The following is a 12,345-nucleotide window of genomic DNA, read 5'->3' as shown; positions in this document are numbered from 1 at the left end:
ACCCCGATAAGTCGATCCTTAAGCTGAGTGCAACACCCATGAAAGGATCACCCAATGACACTAACGTTCCCGACATTCAATCTGTCCGTGTTGAAAGTGGCCATCACAACGACCGACGCCACATCTACTGAAAGCAAAGTGCCAGAACATGAAGCAGCCTATGCAGAGCGCGCTTTTCTGCGCGAAGTGATCGCGTGCAATCCCGAAGCCTTGCAGAACGACCTCGGGATCATGGTGATGATGAGCCAATACCCCCGCAATTTCTAATGCAGTTGGGCTCTGGAGCGGTGAATGCTTGCCTGAAGGACTTGGCAACTCTGGGCTCACTTAATCTAAGGCAGACATAAGTCCGTCGAGCGACTTCAGTCAATTTGGGCTCCCCATTGGACTTAAGAGGCAGCGTAACATCCTATAACCAAGGAACGGTTTCCACTGGTAAGCCCGGCCCATACCGGTCACTCGACACGGTGCCGAATTTCTGCATTTGCGCCCGCATTCCGGTCATTCGCCGCGCCTGCAAAATTTGTAATTGGACGAATTCACAGATTGCGGACTTATCTGTCATTCGGCATTGGATCGCGAACTGCGATTAATGGTTTTTTGAGCGGAGCCAAAAGCAGAGCGGCACCGACGAATGGAATGTGCCGCTCAGAATCTCGCAACGCCTCAGTGTCGAGTTGGGTGAATTTGGGCTCGTGGTTGCGGTTGCAAACCGGACGGCAGATCGGTCGGGACCATCTCACCTCGGTTCAGGAAAGTTGGATCGGTAAGGCTATGAAGGAACGCGACAAGCTGGCGGACTTCTTCATCGTTCAAGACAACAGGATCCAACGAATTTGCCGCGACAATGCGGTCGCGCAATGCGGGTGAACTCATCACCCATCCGTCCCGCAGATCGAAAGCATCACGGCGTGTATCTTCCAGTGGTCCGAATTCAAGCGCCGAACCGCGAGAAACAAGGCGCTGCACGTGGTCAAGATTTGGCAGAGACACATCCATGGGATCGAAGTCGGCAAAGCTTTCCTTGGGATCAATATGGTGCCGCACCATGTCTTCAAGCGAAGCAAACGCGCCGCTGTGGCCCCACGGTCCGGTCAAAAACACATTGCGCAAGGATGGCGTCCGAAAGGCAAACAGATCTGCGGGATCACCAGTCACTCGGAACCTGCCTTCATCTTCTGTCCGGCCCGGTAAACCGGTCTTTTGCAGATAGGTCATATCTCCTCCATGCCCTTTGCCCGGTCCGATTTGCGGGACGGCGATGGCATGGAACCGATGATCGGTCAGTAACGGGCCGCTATGGCAGTTTGCGCAACCTGCAGCGCCGTAGAAAAGTCTAAGACCAGCTTGCGCATCCGGCGTTAGCAGCGACAAATTCCCAGTTCGCAAAACCGTATCGAAAGGGCTTTCATCAGATCGGAACGCAGTCGTTTGGAACGCCGCCAGTGCTTCTGCGATATGAGAATAATCAACATCCTCGGCACCCGTGATCTCGGGAAATGCAGCGCGGATCATCTCTAGGTACTCAGCAACATTCGCAACCCTCTGCGCTAGGTTTTCCCAGATCTGTGGCCTATCTTCGTGATGGGCGGCGTTGGCGATCAGGTTCTCGCCGTACTGCCCGGCCATTTCAATCGGTGAAGTCACGGGGAAGAATGCCTGTGCCGCCAAGGGGCCGGATAGGTCCTTGGGTAAATCCGACCCTGCGGGATTACGGATGGTGCCTGTGGGATCGGCTGGGTTCAACGCTTCCACACGCCCGTCGTGAAACAGCGAGACATAGCTTCGCGCGCCTATGTTCCAAAGCGGCTGCGCGTTGCGGGGCACCCGCCCAGTGACCGGGTCAACGGCCACGCGCTTTGGTCCTGCTCCTGAGCCACCTTCTCCGATGCCAAGTGCCAAGCCGTCGCCCGATCCGAGCGCGGGATCATGGCAGGTACCACATGATATGTTGCGATTGCCCGACAGGATCGGATCAAAAAAGAGGTTGCGTCCGAGCTCCACGAGGGGTGGCTCGGGCGCACCGTCATAAAGAAAGTCTAGGTCCGTCAACGGCGAGGGAAGGGAAATAGCAGTCTGAGTCTCTTCGCTAGATGCTGAAGCCAGAACTGCAATAAACAGGCCGCCAGCAAGCGCGGCAAATACCAAGAGGGATTGAGGTCGATTGTTCACTTTTGATACCTCACAAAAATTCAACGCGGTTGGGAAAAGAGCCAGATGCTGACGATGGCCAGCCCCAATCCAGCCAATTGCGGCAACCCAAGGCGCTCGCCAAAAAGAAGCACGCCAAGTACAGAAAGCGCGATGACCTGACTCATGTTGGACATGACTGCACCTTGCCCAAGCCCGTGCGCTAGCAGTCGAAAATAGGCCAAATTGCCAAGCCCAAGTACGACAATGGCGATCAGCAGGACAAAACCGGCACCCGTGTCAGCAAACTGTTTGAGCAGTACGCTGCCCAAAGTGAAGCTGGCACCGGCCGCAGAAAGAACGAACCAATAGGACGTCATTGTTGTTTCCTTCGGAACGTTGCTGCTTCACGCAACGTGGACTGTGAGGGATTTCATCAACAGAAGTACATTGCCTGTGTAGTAGGGCGGACTTGGATGCAGACGCACGGGTTCACTTGCAACGCGATCGTACCCTAGCCGTTCATAAAGCCGCACTGCTCCGGTGTTCTGCGCATAGACCTGAATACTCATCTTTTCGAATCCGTTTGCGCGCCCCTGATCTTCGGCTGCCGCCAACAATCGCGTACCAATGCCTTGGTTCCGTCCTTCGGCGAATACGGCCAAGGCGTTGATGAACCATGTGTTCTCCGACTGCTTTTCGAGTGCAACAAATGGTGCTATCGGTGCCGGTAGATCATCAGGATTATCCGCTGGCACTTCGGTAATTGCGTAGCTCAACACCATGCCAACAGGATATCCATGTGGCTCAGCGATCAACGCATTCGTGTAGGAAAACCCACCGATCTTGCGCTTGGCTCGTTCGATGCCGATCTCGAGGGGCGTTTGCCCTTCGACACAGGCGCGGGTCCAGAGCCAGTTCGGGATGCCTTCACCCGCAAGATTGATCAGCTTGGCCATGCTTTCAGCGTCCGAAGGTTCTGCCTGGCGAATAGGAGGAGGTGTCTGGATATTCATTTCTAAGCCTCAAAGGAGAGATAGGGGCGAGCCAGTAAGTGGCTCGCCAACTGATCGAAGTTTATGTTGACGGGGCAAAGTGCGCTTCAGAGATTGGTCCTACCGGCACACCGGAATCCCACTCCAGGTGGTCATGCTCGTCGATGGGCAACGGTCGCTCGTCTCCTTTTTCGTAAGCTGCGTCTTGTGCGCCAGCCGCAGCCTCAACAGGCTGTTCGAACGCATATGTTGCACTCAGTCCCCAGAAATCGGTGAAGCCCAGCGTCGTTTGGATCAGGCCACCATCAATTCCCGCATAGTCGCCGGTTGTCCCGGTCACCGGACGCAGGTTGGGCTGACCGATATCTGCAATTTCGGTGCCTTGGGTGACGACCGTTGCGCCGTCGTCGAACGCAAAGGTCTGACGGCTGATGATCCAGACACCGGTGGTGGCATTCCCACCTTCGCCGACGAAGTACCCATCACAAGTCCATGTGCCAAGAACGAGATCCGGGAATGCTGGGCTGCCGTCCTCGAGAACGCCTACCGTCCCATCGGCAAGCGTGCCTTCCGGGTAGATGTAACCTTGGCTGACAAAGGCATTGCCATGAGCGGGCATTCCGTTTTCATGGACGGGCTGGGCCGCCATGAAGATGCGTGTGTGGTCCTCTGCCACGTCAAAGGCCGACAGCATCTCGGCATTTGCAAACCCGGGCGCAAGGGCGATCGCTGTGGCGATCAGAAGGTTGTTCGGTTTCATTTTGGTCTCCTTTTAAATAGCGGTTGAGGTTGGAAATGGGCGCAGGTAACGCCTGTGGCGCCGTCCGGTTTCTGCACCGGTCGGTCGTTCTTGATTCACGCGAGATCTTCAGAGCCGCGGAAATTCTAGGTTGGGCATTTCCCGCCGACCTTGCGGCGGCAACCCGATGTCAGACCGCAGGTGATCATCCAGATAGTCGACCAAGGATCCCATCTGACGTTGACGCCAACGCGCTCGCAGCGCTTTGCGTACTTGAAGAATGGCCGACGATAAGCCACCGCGCCGACACGGGGGCAACGCCCAAGAGGTCGTAAAGGTCGTATCAGCTGGCATGTTTCTTTCCTTCGATGCGATTTTGACTGCGATTTGCGTGATCCGATGTGCCAAGCGCTTCGCAGATGGCCGCGATATGCCGATGGTCAGTGCCACAGCAGCCACCGACTACCGTCAAGTTGGGCAATAGGACGTCGAGGCCCGCATAGAGCGCACCAAGTTCAATTGGGTCTCCATCATCAAGCGTATCAGCTGAGTCGAGCTCTTCATGGCTCAGGCGCGAAGCGTTCGCCCGGATTCCCCTGATGCGCGCCGTCCAATCCCCGTGAAGGACGTGCGCGAAGTGATCCGGATGCGCACAATTAATCATGTAGTAGGCCGGTGCTGCGTCCGTGGCAGCATCAACCCGCGCGATGGCATCCTTCAACGTCTCACCGGAGGGAAGTTTGCCGTCGGTTTCCACCGTAAAGGCGATTGCAAGCGGCATGGCCTTCGCCTTGGCCGCTCGGGCGATGCCGATGGCCTCTTCGGAGTAGGTCACGGTTATGGCAGACACCATGTCCGCCCCAAACTCATAGAACCAGCCGATCTGAACGCCGTGGTAGGCTTCCGCCTGATCCTCGGTCAGCAGGCGTGCGGGCGCGTATCCATCATCTTGCGGGCCGATTACCCCGTTTATGACGAATGGGCTCGTTTCAGGTTGCTCTAGCCGTTCCCGCAAGGCCCTGAGCGCGCAAACGGCTTCACGATGCACTGCGCGAAGTTCGTCATGCGATACACCAAGTTCAGCCGCCCATCGGGCACTGGCACGCCAGGTTGGCGTGTCCATTAGAAATCCACGCTGCTCGGCAAGGGCGATCCGTGCGTGACGTTCCATATAGGCGTCCATCGTCGCCACACCTTTATCGGTGTCGAGCGCAGTAAAGGCAGCGAACAAAGGCAAATCGATGCCTTCGTGAAAGATCAGGGTCGTCTCAAGTCCGCCATCAGTGATCATCTGTGTACCGTTCAATTGCGGCAAAGCACTGCGGTATTTCATGGTCTACTCTCCAAAACGCATCGTTGAATCGCGACAAGGTGTTGAGAGTGGACCTACGCTGCGTTGACACGCAGAGCTTGAGAGAAGTCTGAGAATTTCCTGAGATCGTGCTTTTATTCGGTAAGAAGTTAGAGGATTCTAGCCCGGCCATGAGAATCATGATCGCTGATACCGAGATCGACTTTGATCAGATGACGACCCTCAGGGGCGGTCACACGGCGGCGCTTACCCGTCAAACTCTCGGTATATTGCGCGCGCTGCACGCGGCGGGCGGAGAAATCGTAAGCAAGGACGAATTGATCGAGCAAGTCTGGAACGGGCGTATCATCACGGATGCAACACTCTCGACGGCGATCAAAGAGGCACGGCGTGCCGTCGGGGACTCAGGCAATGTTCAAAGAGTGATCAAGACCGTGCATGGGGTCGGATTTCGGCTGTCCGAAGTCGCCAAACCCATCGCCTGTGGCGCGAATGCGCGATCGCAGTTGCCCTGCATGATCGTCTTGCCTTTTCGCAGCCTCAGTGCGCAAGAAGACGACCAACAAATCGCCGACGGGTTCAGCGAAGAAATCACTTCAAACCTGACACGGTTCCGTAATCTGCGCGTCTTGTCGCAACTCACCGGCCTGCACATTCATGAAAACCGGATGGATCACGCAAGAATTGCTGAATATTATGGCGTCGATTTTATCCTGGAAGGCAGTTTGCGCCGATCCTCTGAGCGACTGCGGGTGACCATTCAAGTCAGCGACGCCTATTCGGGTGAGATTGCCCTGATCGAGCAATTTGACCGAACCGCGCAGCCGCAGGACATCTTTGAATTGCAGAACGAGATTGGACTGTTGACCGCCGGTCGCGTCGGGTCCCAGCACGGTGATCTCGGCTACCGCATCCGGCAGCGAGCGGTCACTGGGCAATCGAAAACCTGGGACGTCTACGCGGCGGTCGCAAAGTTCTATGAGTTCTATAAAACCTACGACCCGCAGCTACACTTGGAACTTCGCAATACTTTGCCAGTGCTGCTGCAAGTCGATCAAGGCTCGTCCGACGGTTGGGCCGCGTATGCGCATGTTCTGCTGGAAGAACGGCGGTATCACCTGAACGAACGTCCCGGTATCGACGCCCCACACCAGGCCTTGGCAGCAGCGCAGCGGGGGGTCGCTTGCGATCCTCAAAGCGGGTTCGCCCGTATGGTGTTGGCGCTTTGCCAGTTCCACACACACGATCTTCCGGGCTTTCGAGCGTCCGCAGACACGGCCCTCAAACTTAATCCGGGACATGCCGATATCCTCGCCGAAATCGGGCATTGCCATGCCTTTTTGGGTGATTTTGACCGCGCAATTCCTTTGCTTGATCAAGCGATTGACCTAAGCCCCATTCACCCCGGCTGGTATCACTATGCCCATGCCTGGCGATTTGCCCTTGGCGATTTCTGGCAGGCCGCGCTTCTGGAGATCGAAAAAGTCCCGATGGACGGATTCCCCTGGTACCATGCACACCTCGCATGGTTTCACGCGGAACTAGGCAATCTGAGAGAGGCGGAGGCCGCACGCGACGCACTGCTGGGGATATTGCCGGACTTCGAAGATCACGTTCCCGAAGAAATGGTCTTTAATCATTTCACAGGGCCATTGGTCAACAAGGCTTTTGAAGGATGGCGCAAGGCAGGGCTCATAGTCAGTCTTCCCGACGAAAAGGCGATCGTGACAATGCCGCAAACGCAGCAACAAGAATAGTCGCGGCAAGCAGAGTGTATCCTCCGAGCGAAATGATCAGCGCCCCTGCGACGCCACCGAAGGCAAAACCCAAAAGGTAAATTGCCATTGCCTCTGTCGCCCGCGCGCCCGCCAGGCCAAGGTAAAGCGGAAAGAACAGAAACAACGCAAAACCGTTTGCAAGGATCATGAGTCCCAGTGCGAGCATGTCGGATGTCACGTAGCTTGCAGCGCCGGAAATCCCCGCCGCCAACAAGGACACGTCGCGCAAAATTCTTGTCCCAAACACTGGAACCACTCCAGCGATCCACGATCCAACGGCGCTCGCTACCAAACTCCCCAAGAGCCAGTATGACATCGCCTCGGCCGAACCGATGGTTTGTCCAAAAAGCTCCAGAAACGTCCAATAGGCCCCCATCATCACGAAAAACGGGACCATTCGAAGTGTGGTGCCGGAAAGAACCATCTCGGATCGGATTGGCAGGCGCGATTTGGAAACTTCACATCGCGGTACAAAGAGGATGACTGCAAGAACCGTCAAAACCGGAAATGGACCAACCCGAAGCAACGGCTCAACAAGGTAGACGCAAAGGGACAAACCAAGCCCGATAGTCAGAGCGACACTCAACTGACGCACCCGTCGTGGGTCCTGGGACACGCAACTAAGTGCCCCCCGACTGAGAGCGCCTAGTGCCAGACCAAGAGCCCCACATGCTACCGTCGCCACGAATACAGAAAGGTGGGCTCCGGCCGAGAGGGTCACTAGCGCGAGAAACGCCAATACCGTTGAAAACCGCTCATTCAGAAAAGGTATGAAGCCAGCACATGTGCTGGCAGCGGAGAGCAAGAGCAAACTTGCATGAAGTCCCGAGGCAGTGTCGGTGAGTACGTGAGCCCGAGCCAAACTACCTACCCAAATTGGAACAGTATTTAACAGAACCGCCCCAAATACGATAACCAACAACTCAGGGCGCACAATGGTTTTCCGCATGGTTTCTCCCGATCAGCACGCCAGCGGTATTAGACCTCAGAATAACTACTTGAAACTGCGTTCTTTGCTGTCTGAAACAGATTGTAATTTGCTACAAAACGTATTGACGGTAGTTAAGTCCTGAATTCCCAAACCTGACAAGCACGCTATCGTTGTTTTGCCTATTAATTTCGGCACAACGCCGGTGAGCGCGTCTATCTCGGTCAAGTGTCTTCTATCGATCAAACCCTCGGCGATTGCGCGGCTCAGAGCGCCGTAGCGGTGTGAGTTCGCAAAGATGGCCAAACATCTCCGTAGCCATTCTCGTCTCAACAGTCTGTTTGTTGCTCCAAGTTTCGGGCTTGGTCGCAATGATCTTTGACGGCACTTTTTAGCGCTGCGACATTGGGCGACAATCTACCCTTCGGCCACGCCAGCTTTGTTCGCAACGTGTTGCTCCCTTCCGGCAGATGCGTGACCCGCAGCCTACGAGCCGATGGAAAGGTATCAATGACGCTGTACGGAACGAGTGCCGCACCCATTCCAGCCAGTACGCAGCCCAGCATGGCATGATAAGAACCCATTTGGATTGTGCGCTCAGCAACATCTGCTTGTTGCGCATACCATTGCTCAAGAAGCTTGCGGTGGGGGCATCCATGCTCAAAAACCAATACTGTTCGAGGGCAGCCATTCTTACCTCCAATCGGTGCATGTGTATCCGACGTCACAAGGACCGGCGTTTCCGTGAAAGCGGTCATCTGGTCAAATCGCTTCTCCGGAACAGGCTCCGCGACAAAGGCAGCGTCGATCTCACCTTGCATCAAAGCATCGAGAAGCATGACAGGATTGCCCGTCTGCATCTCCAGAATCACACTGGGAAAACGTTCGGAGAACGTAGCAAGCGGTCCGGGGAGGCGAACCGCCGCGGTGCTTTCCATCGATCCGATACGCAGGACGCCTGTTGGCTTGTCCGAATGCAGTGCGTCCTCTGCTTCTTCAGCCAGCGCCAGAAGTCGCTCGGCATACTCCATCAGAATCTTGCCAGCCGGGGTAAGAACCATCTTACGACCTTGTCGGATAAAGAGCGTCGTCTCCAATCGACCCTCAAGTTGCTGGATGCGGCTTGTAACTGCGGATTGCACGCGACCCAGACGCTCTGCAGCGCGTGTTACGCCGCCCTCGTGCACGACCGCGCGAAGAACCCGCAAATCGGAAAGCTCCATCTATCCATCTCCGAAATCGATCTTTTAGATCAGAATAACTCGTTTTTGTCGATGGCACCACTGCATTAAACGCACTGAAAGCCACATCTCGAGTTTCAGGAGAACGAAATGGACAACCAAGACCCCGCACATGTCCTGGAAAGCCAAATCCACATTTCACCCAATGCAGACGTCCCCATGATCGCCCCCGCAAGCGACATAATACATTAAATCAAAAGAGGAACAAAAATGCCAAAAGGGTATTGGATTGTGCGGGTAGCCGTACACAACAACAGTGAGTATCCCGAGTATCTTGAAGCCGCGCGAGAGGCTTTTGAAAAGTTCGATGCAAAATTCCACGTGCGTGGAGGTCGATACGTCGCCCTTGAAGGTGCCTCACGTGACCGAAATGTGGTGGTTGAGTTCAAGGACTTCGAAACGGCATTGGCATGCTATAACTCTCCCGAATACAGCGCTGCGCGCGCCATTAGGCAGGCAAATGCAGATGCAGATTTTCTGATCGCGGAAGGTGTTTCCTGATGCTGGCTCGGAGTTTTTCGTCGTTTACGATCTAAGTTTGGATATCTTCAGCTATGAAAAAGACAGCTTTCCCATCCTCTATCCGGTCCTCCGAAAACAAGTCTTTTTCGGATTGTTTGGCCCAAATTCTGGGCGCTGATTTGAACGAAATTCCCGCTGCGCCCGATGACCTTGGGCTAGAGAAAATCGGTTACTGGCTGGCCGCTCAAAACCTTGCTCTGATCCCTGTCCGTGCGCCCGATTGTTTTCAATGGGCCGGATGGTGGATCGGGCGACTTGAGGGCGGTGATGGGTATGTTGTGATGGCGGGTACGCCATCCGGTGTGGCCTGGGTGCCAGAAGGAATCATGAGTGGATGTGGAGATGTCTTGGAGGGTTGGGTCATCGCCCCCCCTGCATTGGCTCTGCCCAGCCGCGATGAAAAGCAAGGGACCATCGAAGCAATTTTCCGGTTTGCAGACTCCGGCGCACCCGGAGAATTGCTGTCATCGGCGCGCCTTATTGCAGGCGTCGGCATTGACGGCGACCGCTACGCACTCGGAAAGGGACACTTCCAGAGCGAAGGCCGTTGGGGTCAGGCTCTCACGCTCATTGAAGCAGAAGCAATAGAGTTTTTGGCATCGGAACACGATGTCGAGATGTCAGCCGTGGACGCTCGAAGGAACATTGTGACGCGCGGTATCGATCTAAATGCCTTAATGGGTCAACGCTTTCGGGTTGGCGGCATCCTGTGCCAGGGATCTCGGCTGGCGGAACCGTGCGCATGGCTGCAAAGAACGACGCCGCCCGGCATGCTCCGAGGTCTTGTTCATCGTGGCGGCTTAAGAGCCGATATCCTGGAGGATGGAGAGATAAGACAAGGCGGCAGCATTACGCCCGAAACCTGTAGTTGAAGTGAGTGACAATCAGCTGGGCGAAGGGAACAATTGATGCCCGTTGAGTCATAACTAGTCTGGGCAATTTGCCAATTTTGAAGAACCCGTAGCAACTTATAAGTCAGTAAAGTTCGTGCCGAAACGAGCGGCCCAATGCGGACCTTGGCCAAAGGTTTATCGCGAGGCTTTCTCGCGGCCTTCGTCTGAAAGGTTGGTCCAAACTTTAGCCGATGAACACGCCGACGCCATTGAAAGCCAACACGCCAAACAACATCGCCATGACGACGTTGTTCGTGAAATAGGTTGCTGCAAGAGCCGCCATCGCCGAGATCCAGCCAACCACAGACTCATTTGCAAGAGACACCGCAATCAGACTGACAAGGATCAACCCAGGAAGCTCCTTCAGAATCCAGGTATGCTTGGACCGTCGAATCCATTGGCCGGCAACGAGCCCTGATAATCTGACCATTATCGTCGCTATCGCCAGAAATCCGATAAGATACAAATGAACCGAGGTCATGGGTGCTCCTCCTGCAGAACTTTCTGCAGATAAATTGCGACTAATCCTGCGAAGGCACCGGCCAAAATTCCAAACGCGGAAGAGACGCCAGTACTGCAGGTTCCCAAGGCGAATACTGCCGCGGTAAACCATGGCAGTAACTGAGACTTTCTTTGCCAGAGACCATAAGTCATCGCTATAAATGCAGCCGTAAACGCAAAACCAATTCCGTAGCGCTCCAGACCAGGCAGAGCGTTCCCGACCGCGGCGCCCATGGTGGTGGACAAGACCCATACACCTATCATGACGAGGCCAGAACCATAAAGAAATGCCGCTCCAACATCGGGTGATCTTTCTCGTTGCGCCATCGTCAGTGCCCAGTTTTCATCACTGACCAGATGGATGGCGAGTAGTTTTTGTTTGATGGAAAGACCGTCCAGCACCTCTGACAGAGAAGCAACAATTGCGACATAGCGCAGATTAAGCGCCGCCCCCGCGATGGTTGCTGCAATAACCGAGCCGGTCGTGGAAAACTGTTCGACGGCGACGATCTGCGATGATCCCGCATATACGGAAGCACTAAGTACGCCCACACTCCACCAGGTGAAACCTGCTTGTGCGGCCAGAATACCGAATGCGAATCCGTAGAACGATGCAGCCAGTGCAAGCGGCAGAATGGCAATCGCGCCGCGTATCATGTGCGAACGCCTGCAACGGCGCAAAGCTTGGTGAGCCATAGCCGCAAAAGTACAAAAAAAGTCCGTTTATCCCGGTCTCGAACTTTGGGCGGATTGCATTTTGTTCCAACACTCATCCGGTTTGCCTCCTTCGTTTTCGCAAACAAGACCTAACAATTGCCCAAGCGGCGAACTCGTAAAACGCGCTGCCGTCGCACTAAAATCTCGCATCCACTCGCGATCTCTGCGAGATTTCCGCAGTAGAGCTGTTTATTGGGTGTCGGACTATGGAAGAAGTTGATGAATTCGACAGGCGCATTCTTGCGCTTATGAAGGTGGACAGTCGTCGGACTGGCGATCAGCTTTCCGGCGATGTCGGCTTATCTCCGGCCGCTTGTCTGCGTCGGGTGCAGCGGTTGCGGAAAATTGGCGCGATCGAGCGCGAAGTTGCAATTGTTTCGCCAAAGCTAGAAGATCGCCCCCTGGTCATTGTAGTCCTGCTTTCAATCGAAGGGCACAATCCAAAAACAATGGATGAATTCTGTCGCTACCTTCGAAAAAGCCCGACTGTGAACAGAAGGTATTGCCAAGTTGCCTGGCGTTTCGACGACGACTAAAGGCGATGAATGAACATTTCATCCCGCATGCCGCGCCTGAAGGGCTTTCGCTA

Annotated in this window: 14 protein-coding genes; 5 read left to right on the top strand and 9 right to left on the bottom strand. The window is 55.0% G+C overall.

The window, feature by feature from the left end:
- Window positions 1-54 precede the first annotated feature (54 nt).
- Window positions 55-267 carry a hypothetical protein gene (locus ACR0AG_RS21005; RefSeq protein ID WP_480842425.1) on the top strand — a complete coding sequence of 71 codons (213 nt, stop codon included), beginning with the start codon at window positions 55-57 and terminating at the stop codon, window positions 265-267.
- Window positions 268-666: 399 nt separating this feature from the next.
- On the opposite strand, the gene ACR0AG_RS21000 is transcribed toward ACR0AG_RS21005, so the two are convergent.
- The 5 genes from ACR0AG_RS21000 to ACR0AG_RS20980 all read right to left on the bottom strand — a co-directional run bounded on the left by ACR0AG_RS21000 (window position 667) and on the right by ACR0AG_RS20980 (window position 5,197).
- Window positions 667-2,052, bottom strand: a complete 1,386-nt coding sequence (locus ACR0AG_RS21000) for a cytochrome-c peroxidase (protein WP_480842423.1) — start codon at window positions 2,050-2,052, stop codon at window positions 667-669.
- A 140-nt stretch (window positions 2,053-2,192) separates the two neighbouring features.
- Window positions 2,193-2,510, bottom strand: a complete 318-nt coding sequence (locus ACR0AG_RS20995; RefSeq protein ID WP_480842421.1) for a hypothetical protein — start codon at window positions 2,508-2,510, stop codon at window positions 2,193-2,195.
- 27 nt (window positions 2,511-2,537) lie between these two features.
- Window positions 2,538-3,146 (bottom strand): GNAT family N-acetyltransferase, encoded by a 609-nt coding sequence (locus tag ACR0AG_RS20990; protein ID WP_480842419.1) that lies wholly within the window; start codon window positions 3,144-3,146, stop codon window positions 2,538-2,540.
- 61 nt (window positions 3,147-3,207) lie between these two features.
- On the bottom strand, window positions 3,208-3,885 hold the full coding sequence (locus ACR0AG_RS20985; RefSeq protein ID WP_480473175.1) for a hypothetical protein: 678 nt from the start codon (window positions 3,883-3,885) through the stop codon (window positions 3,208-3,210).
- A 322-nt stretch (window positions 3,886-4,207) separates the two neighbouring features.
- Window positions 4,208-5,197: a homocysteine S-methyltransferase family protein gene (locus ACR0AG_RS20980; RefSeq protein WP_480473177.1), complete on the bottom strand. Its 990-nt coding sequence runs from the start codon at window positions 5,195-5,197 to the stop codon at window positions 4,208-4,210.
- A 149-nt stretch (window positions 5,198-5,346) separates the two neighbouring features.
- Between ACR0AG_RS20980 and ACR0AG_RS20975 the strand changes: the two genes are divergently transcribed.
- Entirely contained in the window at window positions 5,347-6,933 is a 1,587-nt protein-coding gene (locus ACR0AG_RS20975; RefSeq protein ID WP_480842417.1) for a winged helix-turn-helix domain-containing protein, read from the top strand.
- On the opposite strand, the gene ACR0AG_RS20970 is transcribed toward ACR0AG_RS20975, so the two are convergent.
- Window positions 6,875-7,378: a hypothetical protein gene (locus ACR0AG_RS20970; RefSeq protein ID WP_480842414.1), complete on the bottom strand. Its 504-nt coding sequence runs from the start codon at window positions 7,376-7,378 to the stop codon at window positions 6,875-6,877. The two genes, ACR0AG_RS20975 and ACR0AG_RS20970, sit on opposite strands and share 59 nt — an antisense overlap.
- A gap of 833 nt (window positions 7,379-8,211) precedes the next feature.
- A complete protein-coding gene (locus tag ACR0AG_RS20965; protein ID WP_480842412.1) occupies window positions 8,212-9,105 on the bottom strand; it encodes a LysR family transcriptional regulator in 894 nt (297 codons plus the stop codon).
- A gap of 228 nt (window positions 9,106-9,333) precedes the next feature.
- On the opposite strand from ACR0AG_RS20965, the gene ACR0AG_RS20960 reads away from it, so the two are divergent.
- A complete protein-coding gene (locus tag ACR0AG_RS20960) occupies window positions 9,334-9,624 on the top strand; it encodes a DUF1330 domain-containing protein (protein ID WP_480842410.1) in 291 nt (96 codons plus the stop codon).
- A 53-nt stretch (window positions 9,625-9,677) separates the two neighbouring features.
- Window positions 9,678-10,517 (top strand): MOSC domain-containing protein, encoded by an 840-nt coding sequence (locus ACR0AG_RS20955; RefSeq protein WP_480842408.1) that lies wholly within the window; start codon window positions 9,678-9,680, stop codon window positions 10,515-10,517.
- 205 nt (window positions 10,518-10,722) lie between these two features.
- Here ACR0AG_RS20955 and ACR0AG_RS20950 read toward each other — a convergent pair whose 3' ends face one another.
- Both ACR0AG_RS20950 and ACR0AG_RS20945 read right to left on the bottom strand, forming a co-directional pair.
- Complete coding sequence (locus ACR0AG_RS20950; protein WP_480842406.1) at window positions 10,723-11,019, bottom strand: AzlD domain-containing protein; 297 nt, start codon at window positions 11,017-11,019, stop codon at window positions 10,723-10,725.
- The gene (locus tag ACR0AG_RS20945) at window positions 11,016-11,696 is read right to left on the bottom strand and encodes an AzlC family ABC transporter permease (protein WP_480842404.1); all 681 of its coding nucleotides are present in this window, start codon (window positions 11,694-11,696) and stop codon (window positions 11,016-11,018) included. The genes ACR0AG_RS20950 and ACR0AG_RS20945 overlap by 4 nt, the downstream gene beginning before the upstream one ends.
- A 266-nt stretch (window positions 11,697-11,962) precedes the next feature.
- On the opposite strand from ACR0AG_RS20945, the gene ACR0AG_RS20940 reads away from it, so the two are divergent.
- Window positions 11,963-12,292 carry an Lrp/AsnC family transcriptional regulator gene (locus ACR0AG_RS20940; RefSeq protein ID WP_480842402.1) on the top strand — a complete coding sequence of 110 codons (330 nt, stop codon included), beginning with the start codon at window positions 11,963-11,965 and terminating at the stop codon, window positions 12,290-12,292.
- Window positions 12,293-12,345 lie beyond the last annotated feature (53 nt).

The sequence above is a fragment of the Ruegeria sp. H6 genome (assembly GCF_056532975.1).
Note: the sequence above shows the minus strand (reverse complement) of the source record. Positions and strands in the feature narration are given on the sequence as shown.

What these genes read in the sequence shown, in the direction of transcription:
- ACR0AG_RS21005 (WP_480842425.1), top strand. Translation starts at nt 55, where the DNA reads ATGACACTAACGTTCCCGACATTCAATCTGTCCGTGTTGAAAGTGGCC.
- ACR0AG_RS20995 (WP_480842421.1), bottom strand. Translation starts at nt 2,510, where the DNA reads ATGACGTCCTATTGGTTCGTTCTTTCTGCGGCCGGTGCCAGCTTCACT.
- ACR0AG_RS20990 (WP_480842419.1), bottom strand. Translation starts at nt 3,146, where the DNA reads ATGAATATCCAGACACCTCCTCCTATTCGCCAGGCAGAACCTTCGGAC.
- ACR0AG_RS20985 (WP_480473175.1), bottom strand. Translation starts at nt 3,885, where the DNA reads ATGAAACCGAACAACCTTCTGATCGCCACAGCGATCGCCCTTGCGCCC.
- ACR0AG_RS20980 (WP_480473177.1), bottom strand. Translation starts at nt 5,197, where the DNA reads ATGAAATACCGCAGTGCTTTGCCGCAATTGAACGGTACACAGATGATC.
- ACR0AG_RS20975 (WP_480842417.1), top strand. Translation starts at nt 5,347, where the DNA reads ATGAGAATCATGATCGCTGATACCGAGATCGACTTTGATCAGATGACG.
- ACR0AG_RS20970 (WP_480842414.1), bottom strand. Translation starts at nt 7,378, where the DNA reads ATGGTTCTTTCCGGCACCACACTTCGAATGGTCCCGTTTTTCGTGATG.
- ACR0AG_RS20965 (WP_480842412.1), bottom strand. Translation starts at nt 9,105, where the DNA reads ATGGAGCTTTCCGATTTGCGGGTTCTTCGCGCGGTCGTGCACGAGGGC.
- ACR0AG_RS20960 (WP_480842410.1), top strand. Translation starts at nt 9,334, where the DNA reads ATGCCAAAAGGGTATTGGATTGTGCGGGTAGCCGTACACAACAACAGT.
- ACR0AG_RS20955 (WP_480842408.1), top strand. Translation starts at nt 9,678, where the DNA reads ATGAAAAAGACAGCTTTCCCATCCTCTATCCGGTCCTCCGAAAACAAG.
- ACR0AG_RS20950 (WP_480842406.1), bottom strand. Translation starts at nt 11,019, where the DNA reads ATGACCTCGGTTCATTTGTATCTTATCGGATTTCTGGCGATAGCGACG.
- ACR0AG_RS20945 (WP_480842404.1), bottom strand. Translation starts at nt 11,696, where the DNA reads ATGATACGCGGCGCGATTGCCATTCTGCCGCTTGCACTGGCTGCATCG.
- ACR0AG_RS20940 (WP_480842402.1), top strand. Translation starts at nt 11,963, where the DNA reads ATGGAAGAAGTTGATGAATTCGACAGGCGCATTCTTGCGCTTATGAAG.